The sequence below is a fragment of the Xanthobacter sp. NM-59 genome, from assembly GCF_021401125.1.
GTDB lineage: Bacteria > Pseudomonadota > Alphaproteobacteria > Rhizobiales > Xanthobacteraceae > Xanthobacter.
The window spans coordinates 168,794-191,623 of the sequence record NZ_JACBFQ010000005.1; the positions used below are offsets into that span (position 1 = coordinate 168,794).

The 22,830-nt window shown below is 68.8% G+C and carries 26 protein-coding genes; 10 read left to right on the top strand and 16 right to left on the bottom strand.

Annotated elements, in window-relative coordinates; all coding sequences use genetic code 11:
* The first annotated feature begins 156 nt into the window (after positions 1 to 156).
* Both fdhD and L0966_RS11615 read left to right on the top strand, forming a co-directional pair.
* Entirely contained in the window at positions 157 to 1,041 is an 885-nt protein-coding gene (gene fdhD / locus L0966_RS11610) for a formate dehydrogenase accessory sulfurtransferase FdhD (RefSeq protein WP_234052059.1), read from the top strand.
* On the top strand, positions 1,031 to 1,261 hold the full coding sequence (locus L0966_RS11615) for a formate dehydrogenase subunit delta (RefSeq protein WP_234052060.1): 231 nt from the start codon (positions 1,031 to 1,033) through the stop codon (positions 1,259 to 1,261). The genes fdhD and L0966_RS11615 overlap by 11 nt, the downstream gene beginning before the upstream one ends.
* A gap of 22 nt (positions 1,262 to 1,283) precedes the next feature.
* Here the strand turns inward: L0966_RS11615 and L0966_RS11620 are convergent, their stop codons facing one another.
* The 5 genes from L0966_RS11620 to L0966_RS11640 all read right to left on the bottom strand — a co-directional run bounded on the left by L0966_RS11620 (position 1,284) and on the right by L0966_RS11640 (position 6,040).
* Complete coding sequence (locus tag L0966_RS11620) at positions 1,284 to 2,156, bottom strand: cation diffusion facilitator family transporter (protein ID WP_234052061.1); 873 nt, start codon at positions 2,154 to 2,156, stop codon at positions 1,284 to 1,286.
* Between the two features lie 473 nt (positions 2,157 to 2,629).
* Positions 2,630 to 2,842, bottom strand: coding sequence for a DUF3126 family protein (locus tag L0966_RS11625; protein WP_234052062.1), 213 nt, complete (start codon positions 2,840 to 2,842; stop codon positions 2,630 to 2,632).
* A gap of 162 nt (positions 2,843 to 3,004) precedes the next feature.
* Positions 3,005 to 3,907 carry a serine O-acetyltransferase gene (gene cysE / locus L0966_RS11630; RefSeq protein ID WP_234052063.1) on the bottom strand — a complete coding sequence of 301 codons (903 nt, stop codon included), beginning with the start codon at positions 3,905 to 3,907 and terminating at the stop codon, positions 3,005 to 3,007.
* Positions 3,908 to 4,012: 105 nt separating this feature from the next.
* Positions 4,013 to 4,765: an alpha/beta fold hydrolase gene (locus tag L0966_RS11635; protein ID WP_234052064.1), complete on the bottom strand. Its 753-nt coding sequence runs from the start codon at positions 4,763 to 4,765 to the stop codon at positions 4,013 to 4,015.
* Between the two features lie 48 nt (positions 4,766 to 4,813).
* Positions 4,814 to 6,040 (bottom strand): hypothetical protein, encoded by a 1,227-nt coding sequence (locus L0966_RS11640; protein ID WP_234052065.1) that lies wholly within the window; start codon positions 6,038 to 6,040, stop codon positions 4,814 to 4,816.
* Between the two features lie 133 nt (positions 6,041 to 6,173).
* Between L0966_RS11640 and L0966_RS11645 the strand changes: the two genes are divergently transcribed.
* The gene (locus L0966_RS11645) at positions 6,174 to 6,434 is read left to right on the top strand and encodes a zinc-finger domain-containing protein (RefSeq protein ID WP_234052066.1); all 261 of its coding nucleotides are present in this window, start codon (positions 6,174 to 6,176) and stop codon (positions 6,432 to 6,434) included.
* A 38-nt stretch (positions 6,435 to 6,472) separates the two neighbouring features.
* Positions 6,473 to 7,660, top strand: coding sequence for an FAD-dependent monooxygenase (locus L0966_RS11650; RefSeq protein ID WP_234052067.1), 1,188 nt, complete (start codon positions 6,473 to 6,475; stop codon positions 7,658 to 7,660).
* Positions 7,661 to 8,706: 1,046 nt separating this feature from the next.
* Here the strand turns inward: L0966_RS11650 and L0966_RS11655 are convergent.
* Together L0966_RS11655 and L0966_RS11660 are read right to left on the bottom strand one after the other, a co-directional pair.
* Positions 8,707 to 9,405, bottom strand: a complete 699-nt coding sequence (locus L0966_RS11655) for a VIT family protein (protein ID WP_234052068.1) — start codon at positions 9,403 to 9,405, stop codon at positions 8,707 to 8,709.
* Between the two features lie 153 nt (positions 9,406 to 9,558).
* Positions 9,559 to 10,530, bottom strand: a complete 972-nt coding sequence (locus tag L0966_RS11660; RefSeq protein WP_234052069.1) for a glutathione S-transferase family protein — start codon at positions 10,528 to 10,530, stop codon at positions 9,559 to 9,561.
* Positions 10,531 to 10,881: 351 nt separating this feature from the next.
* Here L0966_RS11660 and L0966_RS11665 point away from each other — a divergent pair, with 351 nt between their 5' ends.
* Entirely contained in the window at positions 10,882 to 11,376 is a 495-nt protein-coding gene (locus L0966_RS11665) for a GNAT family N-acetyltransferase (protein ID WP_234052070.1), read from the top strand.
* Between the two features lie 3 nt (positions 11,377 to 11,379).
* Here L0966_RS11665 and L0966_RS11670 read toward each other — a convergent pair whose 3' ends face one another.
* Together L0966_RS11670 and L0966_RS11675 are read right to left on the bottom strand one after the other, a co-directional pair.
* Entirely contained in the window at positions 11,380 to 11,832 is a 453-nt protein-coding gene (locus tag L0966_RS11670; RefSeq protein WP_234052071.1) for a hypothetical protein, read from the bottom strand.
* 146 nt (positions 11,833 to 11,978) lie between these two features.
* Positions 11,979 to 12,536 carry a LuxR C-terminal-related transcriptional regulator gene (locus L0966_RS11675; protein ID WP_234052072.1) on the bottom strand — a complete coding sequence of 186 codons (558 nt, stop codon included), beginning with the start codon at positions 12,534 to 12,536 and terminating at the stop codon, positions 11,979 to 11,981.
* A gap of 211 nt (positions 12,537 to 12,747) precedes the next feature.
* Here L0966_RS11675 and L0966_RS11680 point away from each other — a divergent pair, with 211 nt between their 5' ends.
* The 3 genes from L0966_RS11680 (at position 12,748) to L0966_RS11690 (ending at position 16,502) form a co-directional block, all read left to right on the top strand.
* Positions 12,748 to 14,295, top strand: a complete 1,548-nt coding sequence (locus L0966_RS11680) for a class I adenylate-forming enzyme family protein (protein WP_234052073.1) — start codon at positions 12,748 to 12,750, stop codon at positions 14,293 to 14,295.
* A gap of 64 nt (positions 14,296 to 14,359) precedes the next feature.
* On the top strand, positions 14,360 to 15,166 hold the full coding sequence (locus L0966_RS11685; RefSeq protein WP_234052074.1) for an SDR family NAD(P)-dependent oxidoreductase: 807 nt from the start codon (positions 14,360 to 14,362) through the stop codon (positions 15,164 to 15,166).
* 124 nt (positions 15,167 to 15,290) lie between these two features.
* Positions 15,291 to 16,502 carry an ABC transporter substrate-binding protein gene (locus L0966_RS11690; protein ID WP_234052075.1) on the top strand — a complete coding sequence of 404 codons (1,212 nt, stop codon included), beginning with the start codon at positions 15,291 to 15,293 and terminating at the stop codon, positions 16,500 to 16,502.
* 63 nt (positions 16,503 to 16,565) lie between these two features.
* On the opposite strand, the gene L0966_RS11695 is transcribed toward L0966_RS11690, so the two are convergent.
* From L0966_RS11695 to L0966_RS11710, 4 genes are read right to left on the bottom strand one after another with little or no spacing between them, the layout of a single operon-like run.
* Positions 16,566 to 17,033, bottom strand: coding sequence for an SRPBCC domain-containing protein (locus tag L0966_RS11695; RefSeq protein ID WP_234052076.1), 468 nt, complete (start codon positions 17,031 to 17,033; stop codon positions 16,566 to 16,568).
* A gap of 34 nt (positions 17,034 to 17,067) precedes the next feature.
* On the bottom strand, positions 17,068 to 17,526 hold the full coding sequence (locus tag L0966_RS11700) for a co-chaperone YbbN (RefSeq protein ID WP_234052077.1): 459 nt from the start codon (positions 17,524 to 17,526) through the stop codon (positions 17,068 to 17,070).
* Positions 17,523 to 18,038 (bottom strand): hypothetical protein, encoded by a 516-nt coding sequence (locus L0966_RS11705; protein WP_234052078.1) that lies wholly within the window; start codon positions 18,036 to 18,038, stop codon positions 17,523 to 17,525. The genes L0966_RS11700 and L0966_RS11705 overlap by 4 nt, the downstream gene beginning before the upstream one ends.
* Positions 18,038 to 19,057, bottom strand: a complete 1,020-nt coding sequence (locus tag L0966_RS11710) for a low specificity L-threonine aldolase (RefSeq protein ID WP_234052079.1) — start codon at positions 19,055 to 19,057, stop codon at positions 18,038 to 18,040. The genes L0966_RS11705 and L0966_RS11710 overlap by 1 nt, the downstream gene beginning before the upstream one ends.
* A gap of 90 nt (positions 19,058 to 19,147) precedes the next feature.
* On the opposite strand from L0966_RS11710, the gene L0966_RS11715 reads away from it, so the two are divergent.
* Positions 19,148 to 19,492 carry a hypothetical protein gene (locus L0966_RS11715; protein ID WP_234052080.1) on the top strand — a complete coding sequence of 115 codons (345 nt, stop codon included), beginning with the start codon at positions 19,148 to 19,150 and terminating at the stop codon, positions 19,490 to 19,492.
* A gap of 7 nt (positions 19,493 to 19,499) precedes the next feature.
* On the opposite strand, the gene L0966_RS11720 is transcribed toward L0966_RS11715, so the two are convergent.
* A complete protein-coding gene (locus L0966_RS11720) occupies positions 19,500 to 19,712 on the bottom strand; it encodes a type II toxin-antitoxin system HicB family antitoxin (protein WP_234052081.1) in 213 nt (70 codons plus the stop codon).
* Positions 19,709 to 19,951, bottom strand: a complete 243-nt coding sequence (locus tag L0966_RS11725; protein ID WP_234052082.1) for a hypothetical protein — start codon at positions 19,949 to 19,951, stop codon at positions 19,709 to 19,711. The genes L0966_RS11720 and L0966_RS11725 overlap by 4 nt, the downstream gene beginning before the upstream one ends.
* A gap of 276 nt (positions 19,952 to 20,227) precedes the next feature.
* Here L0966_RS11725 and L0966_RS11730 point away from each other — a divergent pair, with 276 nt between their 5' ends.
* Positions 20,228 to 21,652, top strand: coding sequence for an exopolysaccharide biosynthesis polyprenyl glycosylphosphotransferase (locus tag L0966_RS11730; protein WP_234052083.1), 1,425 nt, complete (start codon positions 20,228 to 20,230; stop codon positions 21,650 to 21,652).
* A 13-nt stretch (positions 21,653 to 21,665) separates the two neighbouring features.
* Here the strand turns inward: L0966_RS11730 and L0966_RS11735 are convergent, their stop codons facing one another.
* Positions 21,666 to 22,826 carry an AGE family epimerase/isomerase gene (locus L0966_RS11735; protein WP_234052084.1) on the bottom strand — a complete coding sequence of 387 codons (1,161 nt, stop codon included), beginning with the start codon at positions 22,824 to 22,826 and terminating at the stop codon, positions 21,666 to 21,668.
* Between the last annotated feature and the right edge of the window lie 4 nt (positions 22,827 to 22,830).

Consider the following 22,830-nt stretch of genomic DNA (forward strand, 5'->3'; position numbering starts at 1 on the left):
GCGGATCGCCCCGGGCGACGCCGCTCCTCCCGCCGGGGTCTCCCTCGCCCCGGCGGGAATGGCGCATCTGAAGCGCCGCCGTTTCCCGATGCCCGGCGCGGACGAAGTGACCCGTTCCGGGCAAAACGTAGATTGAGGACCCGAAGGGCCGCCCCTATGGCCGACACGCCCGTTTCCCCCCTCTCCTGCCCTGCGGCGCAGGAGCTCCCCGCTCCGCCGCCGGCGCGGCGGGTGGAGCGCGCGCAAGTGCGGGAGGGTGCGGTTTCCCAGGGCGGCCGCACCGTGCCGGAGGAAACCCCCGTCGCCCTCACCTTCAACGGCACCACCCATGCGGTGATGATGGCGACACCCGCAGACATTCCCGCCTTCGCCCTGGGCTTCGCGCTCACGGAAGGCATCGTGGCGTCGCCCGCGGACATCCTGTCCATCGAGGAAATCGTGGTGGAGGACGGCATCGAGGCGCGCATCTGGATCGCGGAAGAGAAGATGCGCACCCTTTCCGCCCGCCGCCGGGCACTGGCCGGGCCCACCGGCTGCGGCCTGTGCGGGGTGGAGAGCCTGGCCGAGGCGGTGAAGCCCGCCGCCCATGTGGCCTGCGATCTGGTGCTGACCCCTGAGGAGATCCTGGCCGCCATGGCCGCCCTTGGCCCGCTGCAGGAGCTCAATCGCGAAACCCGCGCCGTGCACGCCGCCGCCTATGCCGAGCCCGGCGCCGGCATCCGCGCCGTGGCGGAGGATGTGGGCCGGCACAATGCCCTCGACAAGCTGGTGGGCCTTGCCGTCACCGGCGGCTTCGACACGTCGAAAGGCCTGCTGCTGCTCACCAGTCGGGTGTCCATCGAGATGGTGCAGAAGGCGTCGGTGCTGGGCACCGGCATCATCGCGGCGGTCTCGGCCCCCACCTCCCTCGCCATCCGCACCGCCGAGGCCGCGGGCATCACGCTGTGTGCCGTGGTGCGCACCGACGGCTTCGAGATTTTCACCCACCCCGGGCGCATCGCGCTCGGCAGCCCACATGAACGGCCCGCTTATGTCGCATAGCACCGCGGAAAAGCTCGTCTATATGGCGAACCAGATCGCCACCGCCTTCGCCCAGCAGAGCCACGAGGCGGCGGTGGAAGCCACGCGCACCCACATTCGCAAATTCTGGGATCCGCGCATGCGCGCCAAGATCGCGGAGCATGTGGCGGCCGGTGGCGAAGGCCTCTCCAGCGTCGCGAAGGAGGCCCTGGAAGGGCTGCCACCCGTCAGGGCCGCCTGAGCGGCACTTCAGCCGGGGCTGATCAGACCACCTCGGCGGGGGCGAGCGCGCACGCCATGCGCCCCTCTTCCACCTGCAGCACCGAATGGGAAATGCCGAAGCGCGACTTCAGCTCCCGCATGGTGCTGTCCAGGAACGTATCGTCGAGGCTCGCCCCCGGGCGCACCAGATGGGCGGAGAGCGCCGCATCGGTGGTGGAGAGGCCCCAGATGTGCAGATCGTGCACCTCGCTCACCCCCGGCAGGGCGGCAAGATAGGCTTCCACCTCCGCGCGGTCGATGTGCGCCGGCACGCTGTCGAGCGCGAGATCCACGCTGTCGCGCGCCAGGCCCCAGGTGGACACGATGATGACCACCGCGATCACCAAGGACACGGCCGAATCGAGCCACAGCCACCCGGTGAAGGCGATGAGGCCGGCGGCGATCACCACGCCCACCGAGACCGCCGCATCGGCCGCCATGTGCAGGAAGGCGCCGCGCACATTGAGGTCGCTCTTGCGTCCGGACATGAACAGCATGACCGTGCCGAGATTGACGGCGACGCCCACCAGCGCGGTCGCCATGACCACGCCAGTCTTCACCGGCTCCGGATCCTCCAGGCGCGACAGAGCTTCGATAATGATGGCGCCGGTGCCCACCAGCAGCAAAATGGCGTTTGCGAGAGCCGCGAGGATGGAGGAGCGCCCGTAACCGAAGGTGCGCCGCGCAGTGGGCGCCCGGCGCGACAGCCAAGCCGCGCCCCAGGCCAGCAGCAGGCCCAGAACGTCCGAAAGGTTATGGCCGGCATCGGCCACCAAAGCGAGCGATCCCGCCCAAAGCCCTAGCAGAACCTCAACCACCACGAAGCCGAAATTCAGCGACGCGCCAATGGCGAAGGCGCGCAGGGATTGGGGCATGGCATGGGAATGACCCGCATGGTCATGGCCCGTATGGCCGTGACCTGTGTGGGAATGACCCGCGTGGGAATGACCCGAATGGGAATGTCCAGAGTGGGAATGCGCGTCGTGAGCCTGGTCTTCACCCGCATGGTCCCCGTGGAGGGCCTCGTCATGCGCCTGATGGGCGTGGCCTTCCGTCGCGTGGGCTGCGCCGGGGCCATCGGAATGCGGGTGGGTGTCGCCGTCATGGTGCGCGGGGGCGTGCTCGTGCGCGCCACCGGCGGAAGCGGATGCCGGGCGCGGGACAGATGCCCCCTGCGCTCGCGGCGATCCCTTATCGGTCGTGCCTGCCCCCGCCTCCGGCCCGCTCATGCCACGCCCCCTCGCCCTGAAGATCCGACGGACGAGCATACCTCACCAGTATGTGAGGCGCATGTCACCGGCCTTCGAAAGGAAATGAGCGTGAGCGGCTTTCAGGGGTGCAGAAAAACTCAGTCCTCGAGATCGGTATCGAGGATGGCCATCTGGAAGTTATAGGAGAGCTCGCCGTCTTCCTTGTCCTCGAACAGGACACCGATGAACTCTTCGCCGATATAGACCTCGGCCGAATCCTTCTTCTTCGGGCGGCCCATCACCTTGATCTGGGGGTTGCCGAAGAGGTTACGCATATAGCGCTGAATGCTTTCGAGATCTTTCTTTTCCAAGGAGGCCTCCTGAGGTCCGAGGGCGCGTTATGGCCGCCGACGCGGGCGCATTCAAGGCACGATCGCGCGCAAATCCCAGATATCGCCACGGTGGCCAGGCACCGCGACGCCGCGTGGGGAACGCCCGCCCCGGCCTTCCACCACGGGCGACCCGCCGTTGCGTCAGATATCCGCCCCGGCGAAAATGGCGATATCCTCGAACACCTGATCCATGGAGCGGGAGGGTTCAGCGCAGCCGGCCTCGCCCACCACCTTGGCCGGAATGCCGGCCACCGTGGTGTTGCGCGGCACCGGCTTCAGCACCACCGAGCCCGCCGCCACGCGGGCGCAGCGCCCCACCTCGATATTGCCCAGCACCTTGGCGCCGGCGCCAATGAGCACGCCGCGGCGGATCTTGGGATGGCGATCCCCCGTCTCCTTGCCGGTGCCGCCCAGGGTAACGCCCTGGAGGATGGACACGTCGTCCTCGATCACCGCCGTCATGCCGATGACGACGCCCGTGGCATGGTCGAGGAAGATGCCCCGGCCCATGGGCACCTGGGGGTGGATATCCACGCCGAACACGCTCGACGTGCGGCTCTGCAGGTAGAGGGCAAGATCGAACTGGCCCCTCATCCATAGCCAGTGGGCGAGCCGATGGGTCTGGATGGCGTGGAAGCCCTTGAAATACAAAATCGGCTCCAGCGCGCGCGTCGCCGCCGGATCACGATCGACCACCGCCATGATATCGGCGCGCAGGGCATGGCCGATGGCCTTGTCATCGGCCACCGCCTCAAGATACGCGGTCTGGATGACCGCCGCCGGCACGTCGGCATGGTCGAGGCGCATGGCGATGCGCTGGCCCACCGCGGCCTCAAGGCTGGGCTGGCCGAGCACGGTGCCGGTGAGGAAGGCGGCCATGAGCGGCTCGCGTATGACGGCTTCCTCCGCCTCCGCGCGCACCCGCGCCCACACCGGATCCACCACGTCGTGCCAGCGATCCACGGGCGCCTTGGTGAGGCGCACCGCCGGCGTCTCGCCCTGCACCACGTTCGCGGGCTGAACCGGCACCGGAATCTGACCCATGCGTGCCTCCTTGAGATGAGGGGAACTTGCTTCCATTCTTAGCACATACGGCGGCGGCGCGAGAGTTCGCGCCGCGTAGCGCCGCCATTCACAAATGCGAGCGGCTCACGGCCGGCGGCGCAGAAATTCCAGCACGCCCTGCTTGAACACCTTGTCGCCCACCGCCGGATTGTGATCGCGGTTGGGAATGTCGAGCACCTCGCCGTCCGGCAGCAGCTCCACCAGGGGGCGCGCATCGCCGGCCACCTTGTCGCGGGTGCCCACGGCCACCAGCACCGGCTGGAAGATGCGGGCCACCTCCTCCCGCGTCAGCACCTGGCGCGAGCCGCGGATGCAGGCGGCCAGCGCCCGCAGGTCCTGCTTGTTGGCATCGGCGAACGAGCGGAACATCCGGCCCATGGGATCGGAAACCGCCTCCAGGCTCGGCGCCTCCATGGCGTCGGCGATGGACTGGGGCAGCCCCACCCCGTCCACCAGATGGATGCCGAGCCCGCCCAGCACCAGCGAGCGCACCATGTGGGGAAACAGCAGCGCGCTGAACGCGCCCACCCGCGCCCCCATGGAATAGCCGATCACATCCGCCCGCTCGATGCCCAGATGCGCCAGCAGGCGCTGGGCGTCCTCCGCCATGCGGGCGGTGTGGTACAGCGCGGGCTCATAGACCTTGCCGGAAGCGCCGTGGCCCCGGTGATCGAAGGCGATGGCGCGATAGCCCGCCTCGGTCAGGGTCTTCACCCAGGACGGGCCGACCCAGTTGATCTCCTTGTTCGACGCGAAGCCGTGGATGAGGAGCACAGGATCGCCGGCACCCTCGTCAAGATAGGCGATGTCGATGCCGTCGGAATTGAAATGGGGCATGGAAAATCCTTCGCGTGGCACGCGAGGCGGGGAAAAGGGTGCGAGAACCTAGAGCAACTCCCCGCGCCGTGGAATCCGGGAGTTGCTCCGCGTCCCTGAGGTCGACGCGTTTTCCTCATGCGCACCGCGGCACATGTCGCGCCAAGACGTTGAGTTCCGCACGCCGCCGCTGCCAATCCCGCCGGGTTCCGATGCCATCGCCCCGCCCACCGGCCCGTGACGGCCGCGCGCCTGCCCTCGGCGGCGCCACAGGCGGCGGGCGCAGGCGACGCAGAAGGCATTGGTGGAAGACACCACGAGATAGGCATAGGCCACCATCGCCAGCGTCCACCACACCAGCTTCAGCAGCGCGCGGGTGATGACGATGGCGCCGCGGCCCAGGGTTTTGAGAATGGCCAGCGTCTGCCCGCCCTTGGCCTCGGCCAGGCGCGCCACGCGGGCAAGGTCGCGCCCGTCATCGGCCACCCTCAGCCCCTCCAAAGCGGCGCGGGTGCCGGCCTTGGCCTGCACCACGGCCACGTCATCCAGCATCCGGACCAGCCCCGCCACGTGATTCGAGCGCACCACCCCCTTCAGCGCCGCCCCATCCACCGCGCCGGGATGGGCGGCGAGCCGGCGCAAGGCGGCGAAATCCACACTTTCGCGCACCGCGCGGGCAAGGGTGCGCGCCAGGGCGGCGGAGAGCTTGCCGGTGCGCTCCCCCACCTTCACCAGCGTGATTCCCGCCCGCAGCGGCAGGCTCGCGCCGCCGGTGGCATAAGTGCCTGCGGTGAGGGCGATACCGACCGCCGAAAGGCCGAGAATGAGCTCGTCCACCTCCTCGCCCCGCGCCAGTTTCCAGCCCTCGCGGGAGGCATCGCGGATGTCGCCCCACACCATCAGATCGCCCGTCAGCGCCCCGGTGAGGCCGGCCAGATCCTCCGGCTGGCCACTCAAAAAGCCGGCGCCGAAACTCCGCGCCGCGCGCAGCGCCTCCGCCGTGGGTGCGGTGGCGGCCTCTACGCGCGCCCGCAAATCGGCGGGCAGGGCAAGGCCGCGCGCGTCCGCCAGCTCCAGGTAGGATGCCGCCAGGGCCGCATCATCCGCTTTCAGCGCCTCGGTTATGGCGGCCTGTGCGTCGGCCGGGGTGAAGGCGGAAAGGCCGAGGTCCGCGAGCGCCGCCGGATCGTCCCGCGCGGCGATGAGGCGCACGCTCTCCTTCGCCACCGGCACCAGCCAGGGCGCGACGCCAAAAAGCGTGGCCAGAAGGGCGAGGGAAGCAAAAAGGCGTGCCATCACGCCTTATATGGCCCCGCCGGCTCCCCGCGCGAGAGGCGCCCGGCGGATGTGACGCGCCAGGCCCCCTTTCATCCGGCGCCGCCAGGGGCTAAGGTCGCGACGCTTTTTTGGACCCTCTACAGGCAGAGCCATGGCGGACACCGGCATTCCTCACTTCTGCAACGACCTCGGCCTCACGACGATCGAGGTGGGCAGCAAGGAGTTCATGTGCATCGGCGCGAAACCGCCGTTCGACCATCCGCACATCTTCCTCGACCTCGGTGAGGATACGGAGAAGGTCTGCCCGTACTGCTCCACCCTTTACCGCTACAATCCGGAGCTCGCTCCGGGAGCGGCCAAGCCCGAAGCCTGCGTGTGGCACGACGACGGCGAGACTTCCGCCGCCGCCTGACACCGCCTTTTGCCGGCCGCGCCGCGGCTGGAACCGACATGCCCGACCCGATTCCCTTCCGACCGAAACCGCAGCTCGCGGCGCGCAGCGCCGTCATCGTGGGCGGCGGCATCGGTGGGCTGGCCTGTGCCATTGCCCTGCGCCGCGCAGGCCTCGCCGTCCAGGTGGTGGAGCGGGCGAAGCGCTTGCGCGAAGTGGGCGCGGGCCTTCAGCTCACCCCCAACGCCACCCGCATCATCCGGGATTTCGGCCTGCTGGAGCGGCTCGAAGCCGTCGCCGTGGCGCCCAATGCCCTCGATGTGCGCGACGGGCGCACCGGCGCCACCCTCACCCGCACCGAATATGCCGCCGCCGCCAGCCGCTTCGGCGCGCCCTTCCTGGTGGTGCACCGGGCCGACCTGCAGAACTTGCTGGCGGAAGCGGCCATGGAGGCCGGCGCCACCATGGCGCTCGGGGCCGATCTCACCAGCGTGGAACCCGCCTTCGGCAGCGTGCGCGCGGTGGTGAATCAGGGTGGCGAGCTCATCGCCCATGGCGCCGATATCCTGGTGGGGGCGGACGGCGTGCGCTCCGCCGTGCGCGCGCATCTGGGGCCCGCCGGGGCGCCGGTATTCGCCCGCCGGGTCGCCTATCGCGCCACCGTCAACGTGCCCGACGACTATCCGCTGGAAGTGCGCCTGTATCTCGGCCGCGACGCGCATCTGGTAGCCTATCCGGTGAAAGGCGGGGCCACCTTGAACCTCGTCGCCATCGTGAAGGAGACTAAGCCGGTCGCCCGCTGGAATGCCCCCGGCGAGAGCGCGGCGGTGCACCAGGCCTTCGCCGGCTGGAACGCGGAGGTGCGCAAGCTTTTGGAAAGCGCGCCCCATTTCCTGTGCTGGGGCCTTTACGACATTGATCCCCTGCCCCGCTGGAGCTCGGGCCGGGTGACCCTGCTGGGCGATGCCGCCCACGCCATGCTGCCCTTCCTCGCCCAGGGCGCGGCCCAGGCGATTGAGGATGCGGCGGCCCTCGCCCGCGCCATCACCAGCCACCGCGACGCGCCCAGCGCCCTGAAGGCCTATGAAAGCGAGCGCATGGCCCGCACCGCCCGCATCCAGCGCGAGGCGCGGCGCAACGGCATCATCTACCACCTCTCCGGACCACCGCGCTTCGCCCGTGATCTCGTCCTGCGCCGCCAGGGCCCGGCCCTGCTGGAACGCTACGGCTGGATCTACGGCGCCTGAGGGCGAATCAGCCACGCGCATCACGACGACGAGCGCTCGCATCGGCGCGGAGCTTCCCCAGATGGGCAATTCCGGGCCGAAGGAGCGCCCTTCCCGGCGGCGACGCCGGCCGGTCCGCAGCCCCGGCCATTCTTCTCTTGCGAGCTTGAGCTGACGGATGGTCCCGCATCCGGGGCGAGGGAGCCGCGCCGACCGGAGTTAGTGCCCCCCCGGTTGGCTCTGGGCCTGTGACACGGCCGGACTTGGCAACTCCGGACCGAAAGAAGCCCCTCCTCCGCCCGAGGCGTCGGCCGATCCGTTCGCCGGCCAGCCTGCTCTGGCGCGCTTGACGCTCACAGATCGCCCCACGTCCAGGGCCGGGGGGCCGCAGGGATCGGAGCTGCCGCCCTCCTGGGGCTCCTGGCCAGTGGCGCAACGGAACTTCGCAATTCCGATCCGTCGCATCGGCAACACGCGTAGCGCGAGCGTGGCACTCGCGCATGGTTCCGCGACGCAGCCAGAGAGCGGCTCGGGTCAAAACTCCTGCCCGGCGGCCTCATACCCGTGGCGCAACCGGACTTGGCAATTCCGGACGAAAGGAAGCGCCCGGCTCACCGGCGCCGCTGCCCGGTCCATTCGCCAGGCAACACGCGGCGCGGACTTGGCGCTCGCACGGAGCCCCGCTGCGGGGTTGGAGGGCAGAGGCGACCGAGGCCATTGCCCAGAGCGCATCATGCCGCGTGCAGCGCGGGGACACGGCCATTCCGGACCAAGGGAAGCGCCCGGCTTCGCCAAGGGTGCGCACTTATCCATGACCCCGGCGAACCCACGAGCGAGCGTGGCGCCCACGCATGGTCCGCGCCCGGCGGCCGCGCCGAACATGGCCGCCCAGCGGCAGGTCTCGCGACCCGCCGGCCCTTCGAGGATGTCGGGATCGGCCAGGCGCGCGGCTCGCCCGCCTTAGCATCGAGCCTCGAACAGGTCCCCGGCCGCCAGATGCGTCCGGGGCCTTCATCGGCCACAGGGCCAAGCCCGCGGCGAAACTGCCGCGCGCGTAGCGAGAGGGATCAGACCGCCGCGCCCACCAGATGGCCGACGCCGGCCGTGACGGCCATGGCGATCGCGCCCCAGAAGCCGACGCGCAAAGTGGGCTTGAGCATGGGCGCGCCGCCCGCCTTCGCGCCCATGGCGCCGAGCACCAGCAGCAGCAGCAGCGACACGACGGAAATGGAGATCGCCAGCACGTTCTCCGGCGCCAGAGCGGCGACGATAATGGGCACGATGGCGCCCGCGGAGAAGGTTCCGGCGGAGGTGAGCGCGGCCTCGATGGGCCGGGCCACCACCACTTCCGAAATGCCCAGCTCGTCGCGGGCATGGGCGCCGAGGGCATCCTTGGCCATGAGCTGCTCGGCCACCTTGTCGGCCAGCTCTGGCTCCACACCGCGGCTCACATAGATGGCGGCGAGCTCCTTGCGCTCGTGATCCGGCATGGTGGCGAGCTCGCGCCGTTCCTGCGCCAGCTCCGCATCCTCCGTGTCGGCCTGGGAGCTGACCGAGACATACTCACCCGCCGCCATGGAGAGCGCGCCGGCCACGATGCCGGCGATGCCCGCCACCAGCACGTCCGAGGAGGAAGTGGCCGCCGAGGCCACGCCCACCATGAGGGACGAGGTGGAGATGATGCCGTCATTGGCGCCGAGCACGGCGGCCCGGAGCCAGCCAATACGATCGACGACATGGCGCTCGGAGTGCAGGGGTGGGTTCAAGATCAGTCCTCACTGAGGGATGCGAGACGAACCACCACGCGACGCCGGCACCCCACGGCGCGCCAGAGCGGTACGCCAGGGCAGCGCCACCCACTCGCCCCTTCCTGCGCAACCGGGATGACACCTTCACGACAGCCGGAATTCGCTGTGATGTCAAACTCTTGCGAACCGATCGCGATCATGGGGCGCATCAAGGTCCTGGAGCGGCCCGAGGGGCACGATGCCGGTGGGGTTGATGGTCTTGTGGCTCTCGTAATAGTGCCGCTTGATGTGGATGAAATCCACCGTGGGCCGCACCTTCGTGTGCTGATAGAGCGCCTTCAGGTAGCCGAACAGGTTGGGATAGTCGGCGATGCGGCGGATGTTGCACTTGAAGTGCCCCACATAGACCGCATCGAAACGCACCAGCGTCGTGAACAGGCGGATGTCGGCCTCGGTGAGCACATCTCCCACCAGATAGGGGTGCTCGGCCAAGCGCGCTTCGAGCGCGTCGAGGCGGCGGAACAGCGTCGTCACCGCCTCCTCATAGGCGGCCTGGGTGGTGGCGAAGCCGGCCTTGTAGACGCCGTTGTTCACGTCGTCATAGATCCGCTGGTTGATCTCGTCGATCTCGGCCCGCAACGGCGCGGGGCAATAATCGGTGGCCACGTCCGTCACGGCGGCGAAGGCCGAATTGAACATGCGGATGATCTCGGCCGATTCGTTGCTCACGATGGTGCCGCGCTGCTTGTCCCACAGCACAGGCACCGTCACGCGGCCGGTATAAGTGGGGTCGGCGGCGGTGTAGATCTCGTGTAGGCGGGTCTTGCCCAGCACCGGCTCGGGCGCGGCAAAGGTCCAGCCTTCCGTGCCCATGAAGGGGTCCACCACGCTCACCGAGATCGCGTTTTCCAGCCCCTTCAAGGCGCGCATGATGAGGGTGCGGTGCGCCCAGGGGCACGCCAGCGAGACATAAAGATGGTAGCGGCCGGAGGCGGCGGGAAAGCCGCCCTCCCCGCTCGGCCCCGGCGCGCCGTCGGGCGTGATGAAGTTGCGGAAGCGCGAGGCCTGCCGCTCGAAGCGCCCGCCGGTCTTGGCGGTGTCGTACCACTGGTCGTGCCAGACACCGTGGATGAGAAGGCCCATGGGTGGCACTCCTGTGTTGCGAGGGAACAGCCTTTCAAATGGCCGCTCGCGGGGGCCATGGCCATGGGCGCGGCGGCAAACGCCGTTTGCACGCGGGCATCCTTCCCCCCGGCGCCTTTTGAGAAGCTTTGAGATGCCCCCTGGACCCGCGCGGGAGAGCATGCTATCGCCCGCGCCTTCGGATGAAGGAACCGTCGAGATGAGCGCCATGGCCCGCGGCCAGCAGCGACGACGAATGAACGCGGTGCGCCTGCGCGCACGCTTCGCCTTGCCTGCCTGACGCACTTCGGCGCCCCCGCGCCGGGGCCCGGGCGGGATGCCTGCCCCTGCCTGATAGCGCCGAAGACGACCATGACCGAACTTCCCCTCACCATCGCCCTCGAAACCCAGCACGATGACGTGGCCGTGGACCGGCTGCACGAGCGCACCTTCGGCCCCGGCCGCTATGCGCGCACGGCCTTCCGCATTCGCGAGCAGACCAGCCACGAGCGCGCCCTCTCCTTCACCGCGCGGGTGGGCACCATGCTGGTGGGCTCGGTGCGGCTCACGCGGGTGCGGATCGGCGCGACGCCGGCTCTGCTGCTGGGCCCCCTCTCGGTGGAACCGCCGTTCCAGTCCGTGGGCATCGGCGCGCGCCTGATGGACGTGGCCCTGGAGGCCGCCAAGGCGGCCGGCCACCGGCTGGTGATCCTGGTGGGCGACGAGCCCTATTACGCCAAGTTCGGTTTCAAGCGGGTGCCCACCGGCCGCGTCACCCTGCCCGGCCCGGTGGACCCCGCGCGGCTTCTGGTGGCGGAGCTGGAGGACGGCGCCTTCGAGGGTGTCGGCGGCGCCGTCAGCGCCTGAGGCTCAAAAGAACAGCCCCACCAGGAACAGCGCCAGCAGGCCGGCCATGCCGAGATCGGAGACCATGGCGATGGTCTCCTTGGCATTGCGCTCGGCCTGCACGGCATGCTGGATGCCGGCCAGGCCCAGGAACAGCGCCCCGGCCAGCGCCGCCGGCGCCACGAAAGGCGGCCAGGCCAGCGACAGCAGCGCCAGGCTGGCGATGGAGGCATTGGCGAAGCCTAGCTCCCGCACCACGATATTGGCGCGCGGATCCTCGATCTTCAGAATGCGCCGGGTGAATTCGGGCTGCGTCATCTGCTTCACCGCCGCCAGCATGATGCGCACGCCCACGCCCCAGAAGGTGAACCACTTGCCCGCCAGGGCCACCACCCAACCGCCGTGCATCACCAGGTCGATGCCCAGGGAAACGAGGGGCAGCACAAGCATGGTGGCAATGACGACGCCGAGATACATGGCTTCCCCCTCGCCGCGCTCCGCGGCCGGCACCGCCAAGCTATGACGGATAAGGCTCCGAGGGGAGACTGAAAGCGCGTCGCCGGCGCCTTCCGCACAGCCATCGATGCCCTGGAAAGCGTGCCCCCGGGACATTCTCGGCACATCTATGCCGGCCCGGCGCCCATGCGCGCGTTCAGCTCGGCGGCGTTGCCCACCTTCAACTTGCGCATGAGGCGCAGGCGGTGCCCCTCCACCGTGCGGGGGGACAGGCCCATGAGCTTGGCGATCTCCTTGCTGGTGCGCCCGCGCGCCACATGGCAGGCCACGTCCCGTTCCCGCCGCGACAAGGTGGCGTCCAGGTACAGCGGCGTCGGCAGCTCGGAGAAGCTCCACACCGCCCGCGCCAGCGGATCGCACGGCGTGAGCGAGCGCCCGGCCACGCGGCACCAGAAAAGGTCGCCGTCACCGCGCTTCATGAAGCGCTCGTCCGCGAACGCCGCCCCCTCACGCAGGGGCACAAGCCAGCGCTCGACCACCTGCGCGAATGCATCGACCGAGGGATAAAGCTGCGCCAGGGAGCGGCCCGCCAAGGCCTCCGGCTCCGCGCGGAACAGGGCCGCGAAAGCGGTGTTGCAGGCCTCGACCATGCGATGGCGGGACAGGACCAGCGCCACTGGGGCATTCAGAAAGCCCGCCGCCAGATCGGGATCCTCGCTCGGCATGGCTGCGCTCCGGGCACGACAAATCACGTAATTCTACGCATTGCCGCCGACCTGTCACCAGGGCTTACCTGGGTGCAGACCTGAAGCGACGCCGGTCCACTGGCGCGATGGGGAGGGAACCTCCCCAAAGGGAAGGAAACATGACGCCAATTCTGGCTGGCCGCCGCGCCGGCAAACGCCCCCATTGCGTCCGGCGCCTCGGGCACCGGCCATGAACGTCGCCCGCTGGCTCCTGTCGAGCTCCCAGCTCCAGCCCCATGCCCCGGCGCTCCTGGAAGGTGCGCGGGTGGAGGCCGACTACGCCACCTTCGCCCGCCGCGCCGGCGCCATCGCCCATGGCCTGCGTGAACGCCACGCCATCTCGCCCGGCGACCGAATCGGCGTGTTCATGGGCAATCGCACCCGCTACCTGGAAGCGCTGTACGGCATCTGGTGGGCCGGCGCGGTGGCGGTTCCCATCAATGCCAAGCTGCATGGCCGCGAGGCCGCCTGGATCCTGGACGACGCCCAGGCCAGCCTCGCCTTCGCGGCCGACCACACCCTGGAGGCGCTGAACGAGGTCGCCGACAGCGTGGCGCTGCCGCCCCTCCTGGATGTGGACAGCGCGGCATTCGAGACCCTGCGCTCGGGGCCCGCCGCACCGGAGCCCGAGCCGCGCGAGGCGGATGACCTGGCGTGGCTGTTCTACACCTCCGGCACCACCGGCCGCCCCAAGGGGGTGATGCTGAGCCACGGCAACCTGGTCGCCATGTCCCTGTCCTATCTCGCGGACGTGGATACGGCGCAGGCGCAGGACGCCATTGTCTATGCCGCGCCCATGTCCCACGGGGCGGGGCTCTACAATTTCATCCATGTGCGCGTGGCGGCGCGCCATGTGGTGCCCGCCTCCGGCGGTTTCGATGCCGATGAGGTGCTGGATCTCGGCCACCAGGTGGGCAATCTCACCTTCTTCGCCGCCCCCACCATCGTGCGCCGCCTCACCGAGGCCGCGCGGCGGCGGGGCGAGAACGGGACCGGCATCAAGACCATCATTTATGGCGGCGCGCCCATGTACCTGGCCGACCTCGAAGAGGCGATCGCGGTGATGGGCCAGCGCTTCGTGCAGATCTATGGCCAGGGCGAGAGCCCCATGGCCATCACCGCCCTCGCCCGCCCCTATCATGCCGACACCGCCACGGAGCGGGGCCGCGCGCGCCTCGCCTCGGTGGGGGTGGCGCAGAGCGTGGTGGAGGTGCGGGTGGCGGATGTTTCCGGCCACACCTTGCCACCGGGGGAAACGGGCGAGATCGTGGTGAAGGGCACCACGGTGATGCTGGGCTACTGGCGCAACCCCAAGGCCACGGCCGACGCCCTCAAAGGGGGCTGGCTCTTCACCGGCGATCTCGGGCGTATGGACGCGGACGGCTTCCTCACCCTCACCGACCGCTCGAAGGACGTCATCATTTCCGGCGGCACCAACATCTATCCGCGCGAGGTGGAAGAAGCGCTGCTCACCCACCCGGCCATCGCCGAGGTGTGCGTGGTGGGCGAGCCCGACCCGGAATGGGGGGAAAACGTGGTGGCCTATGTGGTGACCCTGCCGGGGGCGCAGGTGTCGGACGCCGAGCTCGACGCCCACTGCCTCGCCACCATCGCCCGCTTCAAGCGGCCCAAGCGCTACGAGCGGCGCGAGGAACTGCCCAAGAGCAATTACGGGAAGATCCTCAAGACGGTGCTGCGCGCCGAGATCGCCGAACGGGCCGCGCGCGGCGAAAGCTGACAAATCCAAGGATCACCGCCCGGCCAACAGGGCGGGACCAATCACCCGGGGAAGGAGATTGCGCATGGGAGAGCGCCTTTCAGGAAAGACCGCGCTGGTGGTGGGCGCGGGCTCGGCGGGGCCGGGCTGGGGCAATGGCAAGGCCACCGCGGTGCTGTTCGCCCGCGAGGGGGCGAAGGTGTTCTGCGTGGACGTGAACGCCGCCGCCGCCGAGGAGACGGTGAACATCATCCGCTCCGAGGGCGGCGAGGCGGAGGCCTTCCGGGCGGACGTGTCCAAGCCCGCCGAGATTGCCGGCTTCGTCGCGGCCTGCCTGGAGCGCTATGGCCGCATCGACGTGCTCGACAACAATGTGGGCCTCGCCGAGGTGGGTGGCGTGGTGGAGCTGCCGGAAGAGGACTGGGACCGGGTGTTCCAGGTCAATCTCAAGAGCTGCTTTCTGGCCATGAAGCACACCATCCCGGTGATGGAGCGGCAGGGCGGCGGCTCCATCATCAATATCTCGTCCATCGCCTCCATCCGCTATACGGGCGTGCCCTACGCGACCTATTACGCGACCAAGGCGGCCATGAACCACCTCTCGCGCACCACCGCGGTGGAGTACGCGCCGAAGAACATCCGTGTGAACTGCGTGCTGCCGGGCCTGATGAAGACGCCCATGGTGGAGAAATCCGCTGGCCTTGCCGGCAGCTATGGCGGCGGCGACGTGGAAGCCATGTGGCGCGCCCGCGACGCCCAGGTGCCCATGGGCCACATGGGCACCGCCTGGGACGTGGCCCATGCCGCGCTGTTCCTCGCCAGCGATGAATCCAGGTACGTGACCGGGCTGGACCTGGTGGTGGACGGCGGCATCACCGCCAAGATCGCCTGAGCAGAAAAGGGCCCGGGTCGGGCCCCGTTCTGCTCTATTGATGTGACGCGTTTTCTTCACGTGAAGCGGTCTCCACTTCGCTTGAAAACGCTATGAACGGACGAAAAACGAGGGAGGAAACCCGATGAAAAGACGCAGCCTGTTGCTGGCGGCGGCACTGCTTGGCCTTGCGGCCGGGGGTGCCCACGCCGAAGACATCGACGTGAAGCTGGGCGTGCTCAATGACATGTCCGGCCTTTATGCCGATATTTCCGGCCCCGGCTCCGTGGTCGCCGCGCAGATGGCGGCCGACGACTTCATGGCCAAGAACAAGGGCGTCAAGGTGCAGGTGATCGGCGCCGATCACCAGAACAAGCCCGACGTCGGCTCCGCCATCGCCCGCAAATGGTATGACCAGGAGGGCGTGGACGTCATCATGGACACCACCACCTCCTCGGTGGCGCTGGCCGTGAATGACGTGACGCGTGAGAAGGACAAGATCTTCCTGGTTTCCGGCGGCGGCACCTCCGACCTCACCGGCGCCAAGTGCTCGCCCAACACGGTGCATTGGACCTACGATACCTGGGCGCTGGCCAACGGCACCGGCTCCGCCCTCACCAAGCAGGGCGGCACGCCCTGGTTCTTCATCACCGCCGACTATGCCTTCGGCGCGGCGCTGGAGCGCGATGCCTCCGCCGCCGTGAAGAAGGCCGGCGGCAAGGTGGCGGGCAGCGTGAAACACCCGCTCAGCGCCACCGACTTCTCCTCCTTCCTGCTGCAGGCCCAGGCCTCCGGCGCCAAGGTGATCGGCCTTGCCAATGCGGGTTCCGATCTCATCAACGCCATCAAGCAGGCCTCCGAGTTCGGCATCACCCAGGGCGGCCAGTCGCTGGCGGGGCTGCTGATCTTCTCCAGCGACGTGAAGGCGATGGGGCTCCAGGCGGCGCAGGGCCTGCTGCTCACCGAGGCCTTCTACTGGGACCTGAACGACGACACCCGCGCCTTCTCCAAGCGCTTCGCGGAGAAATTCAACGGCCGCATGCCCACCAGCGCCCAGGCCGGCGTCTATTCCAGCGCCATGCACTATCTGAACGCGGTGAAGGACGCCAAGACCAAGGACGCCCAGAAGGTGATGGCGCAGATGCGCGCCACCCCCATCGACGATCCGCTGTTCGGCAAGGGCGAGGTCCGCATCGATGGCCGCGCCACCCATCCCATGTATCTGTTCCGGGTGAAGAAGCCGGCGGATTCCAAGGGTCCGTGGGACCTTTACGAGCTGGTGGCCACCATTCCCGCCAACGAGGCCTTCCGCCCGCTGGCCGATGGCGGCTGCCCGCTGGTGGCGCAGGCGAAGTGATCGCCCGCCTCTGAGCGCGAAAAAGGGGAAAGGGCCGCGTTCCGCACGCGGCCCTTTCTCGTTTCAGGCGCCGTGCTCCACCAGGTCCGGCAGGCGCTTGGCGAGGGAGCGCAGCACGCTCTCCGAGCCCTTGGCCATGATCTCGAAGACGCCGTTGGAGGCTTCGTCGGTGGGAAAGCCCTCGTGCAGGAAGGTGAGCCTGGTGCCGGTCTCGGTCGGGGTAAGGGTCCAGGTCACGGTGGTGTCGATATAGCGGCCGAAGCCCTTCAGCTCCTCATGCCCGCCGCGCCAGGTAAACTTGAGCCGCTTTTCCGGCTGCACCTCCACCACCTGGCACTGGAACTCGCCGTCCCACCGCTCGATGGGGCGGCTCCAGATGGTGAACTTGTGGTCCAGCACGGGCTGGATGTCATTCGGGAAGAACCACACGGCGAGCCATTCGGAGTCGGTCATGGCGCGCCACACCGTCTCCACGGGAAAGGCGAACTCTGCTTCCTTGAGAATGGCGCGGGTCTCGGCGAGGGTGGTCACGGGGCAGCTCCCAGTCTGGCGATGAAAAAGGGGTTCAGGGCGTCGGCTCGGCCTCCGCCTCGGAAAGGCCGCTCCAGATCCAGCGACTGAGCTCGGTGGCCGTCATGGCGCCGGACACCCGCGCCACTTCCTTGTGGTGGTGGATGAGGCTCACGGTGGGGATGGTCTGGATGCGAAAATAATTGGCGAGCGCGCCTTCGGCCTCCGTATCCACCTTGGCGAAGCGCACATGGGGCTCGAACTCGGCGGCCAGCGCCTCGAACACGGGCGCCATGGTGCGGCAGGGACCGCACCAGTCGGCCCAGAAGTCGATGAGCAGCGGCAGCCCGCCTTCCGCCGTGTGGGCCTCGAAGCGCGCGGCGGTGAGATGCAGCGGCTGGCCGGTGAAGAGCGCTCCACCGCAGGCGCCGCAGCGGGCCGCCTTCAGCTCCACCCCCGTGGCCTGGGGAATGCGCGCGTCGCAATGGGGACAGGCGATGGTGAGCACGCTCATGGCAGGTCTCCTGATGGCAGGTCTCCTGATAGCGGATCTCCTGAGACGGAAGGCGCGCCGGAGCCCTGCCTCTCCAGCCGGCCGGCGAGGCGTTCGGCAAACCGGGCGCGGAAGGCCGCCCAGTCTTCGGCGCGCGGAAAAGCCACCTCGGCCAGCCATTCCACCGTGGTGGTGCCATCGGTCCAGCTGCGCGGCCGCGAGCACCAACCGAAGGTGGGCCAGCGCGGGTTGCGCGCCACCCGCCCCGCGCCATCGCGCGCCGAAGGCCGGCCGATATCCGCGCTCAGGCCCGCCATCACCTCCGGGCGGAAGGTGAGCGCGAAGGACACGCCATGGCGATTGAGCCGGTGCGGCAGGCGCAGCAGATGCTGTTCCACCAGGGCAAAGCCCGGCGGCCCGTCGATGCGGAACTCGCGCAGCAGCAGCACGCGGAAACCCGCCGGTCGCAGCTCCGCCGGCACGGCATGAATGGCCGTGGGCTCCCGGTGCGATGCCGCGGACCGCGCATCCATCAGCCGGCCTCCACCAGCGCGATCAGGCGCCCCACCTCCTCCTCGCCGGTGGCGAAGGAGGTGACGAAGCGCCGGCCCTGCGGCCCCAGGGCCGGCCAGTCGTAGAAATGCGCGCCCTGCCGGCGCAAGGCCGCCGCCAGCGCCTCCGGCATGTGCACGAACACGGAATTCGCCTCCACCGGATGGACCGGCGCGAGGCCCGCCGCCGCAAAGCCCTCCGCCAGTTGCCGGGCACGCCCATTGGCGTGGGCGGCGAGGCGCAGCCACAGGCCATCGGCGATGGAGGCAAGGAGCTGAGCCGCCAGGAACCGCCCCTTGGCCAGAAGCTGGCCGGCGCGCTTGCGGCGATAGCCGAAGCCTTCCGCCAAGGCGGGATCGAAGAAGACCACCGCCTCCGCCATCATCGCCCCGTTCTTGGAGGCCCCGAAGGACAGCACATCCACCCCCGCCCGCCAGGTGAGATCGGCCGGTGCCGCGCCGAGGCCGGCGACCGCATTGGCGAACCGCGCCCCATCCATGTGCACCCGAAGGCCGTGGGCGCGGGCCGGGCTGGCGAGGCGGGCGACATCGGCCGCCCGGTAGCAGGTCCCCGCCTCGCTCGCCTGGCTCAGGGAAAGCACGGACGGGCGCACCTGGTGCACGCTGCCGGGGGTGGCGAGGCGCGCCGCCAAAGCCTGCGGATCGATGCGGCCGCGCACGCCCGCCAGGGGCAGCAGCTTGGCCCCGGCGCTGAAGGCTTCCGGCGCGCCGCATTCGTCGGTGTGGACATGGGCGTCCTGGTGACAAAGCACCGCGCCCCACGGCGGCAGGAGATGGGCGAGCGCCAGCGCATTGGCTGCGGTTCCCGTGAGCACCGGAAACACCCGCACCTCGGTCTCAAACAGCTCGCCGAAGGCCGCGTCCAGCCGCGCGGATGCCTCATCGGCGCCATAGGAGGGCGCGTGTCCCTCCCCGGCGCGGGCGATGGCGTCCAGAATGGGCGGCGCGATGCCCCCGGTATTGTCGCTCGCGAACTCCATGGCACCAAACCTGCAAGAATGCGGCCGAACCCGAAGGGCGCCGCGCGGACCCGGCCTCTTTCGGCGCGGCGAGGCACCAAAGAGGCATCCGTGACCAAGACCGACTACATTCCCGAGCTCAGCGAAGTGCGCATGGTGCGCCGGGCGCCGGAACATCCCTTCCCCTTCGGCGACGATGACCGGGCCTATGTCTCCGGCCGCCTGCGGGATGTGGAGGAGGCTTTCGGCTTCACCGCCTTTCCGGGCCTGGCCTTCGACCAGATCCCGGCGCGGGCGCTGATCTCCCGCTTCATCGCGTGGTGGCGCACCCTCGAGCCGGAAACGCCGGCGCAGGTGGAGGCCCACGCCCAGCTTCCCGCCGCCATCCGGCTGCTCGACACCGTCTCCACCTGGCTGGAGGAGCAGGCGCAGCGCCACCCTCAGAACGGGCGCTGACGGCGCTTCACCGAAGGGAAGGCGCGGGCGGCTCGCGGTCGGCGGCCTTCAAGGCGTCGATGCAGGCGAACAGGGCCTGCCGCCCGTCGGCAAGCGCCGCTTCTGGCGTATCACCGACACCCAGGCAGCCCGGAATGTCGGGAAAGCTCGCAACGAAGCCGCCACCATCCTCCGGTGACACTGGCCGCACCTCATGGGGATAGGCTGCAAGGTCGGTCATTGGTCGAGCCCATCCATGCGATCGATCATGGCGACGAAGGCCCGCACATGAGGCGCACGGATCTTCGCCTTCATGGGCACCGCGACGCAGTCGGGCACCGAGGGATGGGTGAACACCACATGGGTGCCGGTGACCTTGCGAAATTTCACCGCATATTGAGAGGCCGTGATCTCAAGATCCGCCGGGCGCCAATCGCCACCCGGATTGCTGCGCAAGGCCTCAAGGCGCTTGTTGTACATGGCAAAAAATCCGTCGGAAGAATGAAAAGCAACGCTGGAAAGCCTTCAGTTTAGGCGCGCCCGTCGCGACGGCAAGACGAAATCCGCGCGGTTTTACCCCCGCTTTGGCCGCCTCCACGCAAAGTGTTGGAAACAGACACAATTCGTGAGGGCGACGGCGTTAATCAAACCTTAAAGTCAGTGGCCGGGTACCCTTGACGCTACCGCTTCAATTCAGGAGAAGTTGGGACAAAGCCCTCTCGTCTCCAAGGATTGGGCTTGCGGGAATGCGGCACCATGACTCGTTGGACCCACGGCCTGATCAATCGCCTCGTCATCGCGTGCGATATTGCCATGTCGCTGCTGGCGGCAGCGGTGGCACACGTGCACTGGGACTTCCTGTCCTGGAGTCAGGTTGGCATTCTCTGGATGATCGGGATCTTCAGCTTCGTGCAGATCCTGCTGTTCGGCCGGGCCTATCGGGTCGAGCACTATTCGCGGGTGCGCCGCCAGATGGGGCACATCCTGGTCGGCGGCATCCCCGCCGGGGCGGTGGTGGCCATCTGCTACTATGCCATGATCCCGCACGAGGCCACGAGCCTGAAGGCCCTGGTGGGCTGGGGCGTCACCACGGCCATCGCCCTGCTGTTCGGCCGCCTGGTGCTGGTGCGCCTGGGCATGGTGCTGGTGAAGCGCCACGCCGTGCTGCGCCGGAATGTGGTCGTGCTCGGCGAGCGGGCGCGGGCCCGTGACCTGGTGGACCGCTACGAGGAGGAGGAAGGCACCAGCGGCCTCCTCTCCTTCGTGGGCATCTTCACCGACGATGCCGAGCCCGCCGCCGACAACGCCATTTCGCCCACCACCGGCAAGCCCTACCCGCGCGAACAGCGCGGCATCGAGGCCCTGCTCGAATATGCCCGCAACACCCAGGTGGACATGGTGGTCATCACCAAGACCTGGGCCGATCCGGCCGCCATCTCCAAGATGGTGAGCGAGCTGCACCAGATCGCCACCGACGTGGTCGTGGAGCTAGACCCCCACTCCTTCTCCCTCAATTATGCCCACCTCACCATGCTGGCCGGCGAGCCCGCCCTGCAGGTGCAGCAGCAGCCCTTCAAGGGCTCCCTGGGCCTGTTGAAGGCACTTGAGGATTATGTGGTCGCCACCATCGGCCTTATCCTCACCTCGCCGATCCTGCTGGCGGCGGCCATCGCCATCAAGCTGGAATCGCCCGGGCCGGTGCTGTTCAAGCAGCCGCGCGTGGGCCGCAACAACAAGGTGTTCGACGTCTTCAAGCTGCGCACCATGACGGTCGATCCCAATGACGACGGTTCCGCCGGCACGCGGCGCGACAGCCCGCGCATCACCCGCGTCGGCCGCTTCCTGCGCGCCACCTCCATCGACGAGCTGCCGCAGCTGCTGAATGTGCTGAACGGCGACATGTCGGTGGTGGGCCCGCGCCCCCACGTGCCCAACATGCTGGTGTCCACCAACGTGGTGTATGAGGCGATCCAGCACTATGTGTCGCGCTACCGGGTGAAGCCGGGCATCACCGGCTGGGCCCAGATCAACGGCTCGCGCGGGCCCGTGCTCTCGGTGGAGAAGGCCGAGCGGCGCCTGGCCCTCGACCTCTATTACATCGAGAACTGGTCGATCTGGCTCGACATCCGCATCATGGTGCTCACCATCACCAAGGGCATGGCCGGTCCGTCGGTGTTTTGAAAGGCTCTCGCCCTCAGCCTTCGCCGCCGACGGTATCGATCAGCTCCGCCATGGCACAGGTGATGTGGTAGAGCGAGGACCCGGGCGCGGGCATCTCCACCCAGCTTCCGTCCGGGTTCGACACATCCTGCCAGGTGCCCGGCACCGGCATGTCCAGATAGAGCTTCAGCCCCGCATAGGCGCGCCGGGCCTCGTCCGCCTCCTGCGGCGTGCCGAGGCGGCGCAGCCGGGCCAATGCCACCTTCAGCCGCTCCGTCTGCGGCCACAGGCGGGCGGTGGCCTTGTGCACCGTGCCCGCCGTCGTCACCTCATTGATGGCCACGCCCCGCACGGCATCGATGCCATGGCCGCGGCCGAAGGCGGTCAGCCGGTCCGAAAGCGCGGCGCCGGGCCAGCCCCACGGCACCAGCCCCTCGAATAGCCACGCCCATTCGAAGCAGTGGCCCGGCTCCACGATGGTGCCATCGAGGCCCGGCGCGGGCTTCAGGTCGTCCGTGAAGTATTCGAGCAGGGCGCCGGTGGCCGCGTCGATGAAATGATCCCGGCAGAGCTGCGCCATCGCCTCCGCCCGCGCCTTCCACTCCGCCCGCCCGCTCACCGCATAGAGGGCGGAAAAGGCCTCGAAGAAATGCATGTGCGGGTTCTGGTGGCGGAACGGGCGGGGAATATCCTTCTCCACGAAGCCGCCGGCCGGATGGCCGTGATCGGCCTCCAGCACGCGATAATGGACCTCCGCCGCCTCCAGCAGCTCCGGCCGCCCCAGCGCCCGGGAGGCATGGCCCAGGCAGAACAGCATGAAGGCCTGATCGTAAAGATCCGCGCGCGCGTCCAGCACCGCGCCATCGGTGGTGAAGGCGTGGATGAAGAGGCCATCGTCCCGCCGGCCGTGCTGCAGCAGATAGTCCACCGTGGCATTGGCAAGGCCCCGCCAATCCCCCGCCCAGCCAAGCCGGCCCATCTCGCAGAAGGAATAGGTGTGGCGGGCCTGCACGAACAGGCGGCGGGGCGCATCATCGGCCAGCCCCGCGCGGGTGAGGCGCTCGGCGAACAGGCCCTTTTCCAGCCGCCCCTTTGTCGACCACAGGGGCGCGGCCACCTCCAGCAGCCACCGGCGCGCGTCGGCGGCAATGTCCTCAAGGCTCTGAACGGCGGGCGAAACGGGCGCGGCGGGCATCACG

Excerpts from the sequence above, each read along its gene's own strand:
- L0966_RS11670 (WP_234052071.1), bottom strand. The coding sequence starts at position 11,832 with ATGTATCTCGGCGTCGTCATTGCCACCATGCTTGTGCTGCCCCTCGTT.
- L0966_RS11675 (WP_234052072.1), bottom strand. The coding sequence starts at position 12,536 with ATGCCGAGCGAGGATCCCGATCTGGCGGCGGGCTTTCTGAATGCCCCA.
- L0966_RS11710 (WP_234052079.1), bottom strand. The coding sequence starts at position 19,057 with ATGGAGTTCGCGAGCGACAATACCGGGGGCATCGCGCCGCCCATTCTG.
- L0966_RS11700 (WP_234052077.1), bottom strand. The coding sequence starts at position 17,526 with ATGAGCGTGCTCACCATCGCCTGTCCCCATTGCGACGCGCGCATTCCC.
- L0966_RS11640 (WP_234052065.1), bottom strand. The coding sequence starts at position 6,040 with ATGGCACGCCTTTTTGCTTCCCTCGCCCTTCTGGCCACGCTTTTTGGC.
- L0966_RS11635 (WP_234052064.1), bottom strand. The coding sequence starts at position 4,765 with ATGCCCCATTTCAATTCCGACGGCATCGACATCGCCTATCTTGACGAG.
- L0966_RS11725 (WP_234052082.1), bottom strand. The coding sequence starts at position 19,951 with ATGTACAACAAGCGCCTTGAGGCCTTGCGCAGCAATCCGGGTGGCGAT.
- L0966_RS11685 (WP_234052074.1), top strand. The coding sequence starts at position 14,360 with ATGGGAGAGCGCCTTTCAGGAAAGACCGCGCTGGTGGTGGGCGCGGGC.
- fdhD (WP_234052059.1), top strand. The coding sequence starts at position 157 with ATGGCCGACACGCCCGTTTCCCCCCTCTCCTGCCCTGCGGCGCAGGAG.
- L0966_RS11720 (WP_234052081.1), bottom strand. The coding sequence starts at position 19,712 with ATGACCGACCTTGCAGCCTATCCCCATGAGGTGCGGCCAGTGTCACCG.
- L0966_RS11620 (WP_234052061.1), bottom strand. The coding sequence starts at position 2,156 with ATGCCCCAATCCCTGCGCGCCTTCGCCATTGGCGCGTCGCTGAATTTC.
- L0966_RS11645 (WP_234052066.1), top strand. The coding sequence starts at position 6,174 with ATGGCGGACACCGGCATTCCTCACTTCTGCAACGACCTCGGCCTCACG.
- L0966_RS11690 (WP_234052075.1), top strand. The coding sequence starts at position 15,291 with ATGAAAAGACGCAGCCTGTTGCTGGCGGCGGCACTGCTTGGCCTTGCG.
- L0966_RS11735 (WP_234052084.1), bottom strand. The coding sequence starts at position 22,826 with ATGCCCGCCGCGCCCGTTTCGCCCGCCGTTCAGAGCCTTGAGGACATT.
- L0966_RS11650 (WP_234052067.1), top strand. The coding sequence starts at position 6,473 with ATGCCCGACCCGATTCCCTTCCGACCGAAACCGCAGCTCGCGGCGCGC.
- L0966_RS11680 (WP_234052073.1), top strand. The coding sequence starts at position 12,748 with ATGAACGTCGCCCGCTGGCTCCTGTCGAGCTCCCAGCTCCAGCCCCAT.
- L0966_RS11730 (WP_234052083.1), top strand. The coding sequence starts at position 20,228 with ATGACTCGTTGGACCCACGGCCTGATCAATCGCCTCGTCATCGCGTGC.
- L0966_RS11660 (WP_234052069.1), bottom strand. The coding sequence starts at position 10,530 with ATGGGCCTTCTCATCCACGGTGTCTGGCACGACCAGTGGTACGACACC.
- cysE (WP_234052063.1), bottom strand. The coding sequence starts at position 3,907 with ATGGGTCAGATTCCGGTGCCGGTTCAGCCCGCGAACGTGGTGCAGGGC.
- L0966_RS11665 (WP_234052070.1), top strand. The coding sequence starts at position 10,882 with ATGACCGAACTTCCCCTCACCATCGCCCTCGAAACCCAGCACGATGAC.
- L0966_RS11615 (WP_234052060.1), top strand. The coding sequence starts at position 1,031 with ATGTCGCATAGCACCGCGGAAAAGCTCGTCTATATGGCGAACCAGATC.
- L0966_RS11705 (WP_234052078.1), bottom strand. The coding sequence starts at position 18,038 with ATGGATGCGCGGTCCGCGGCATCGCACCGGGAGCCCACGGCCATTCAT.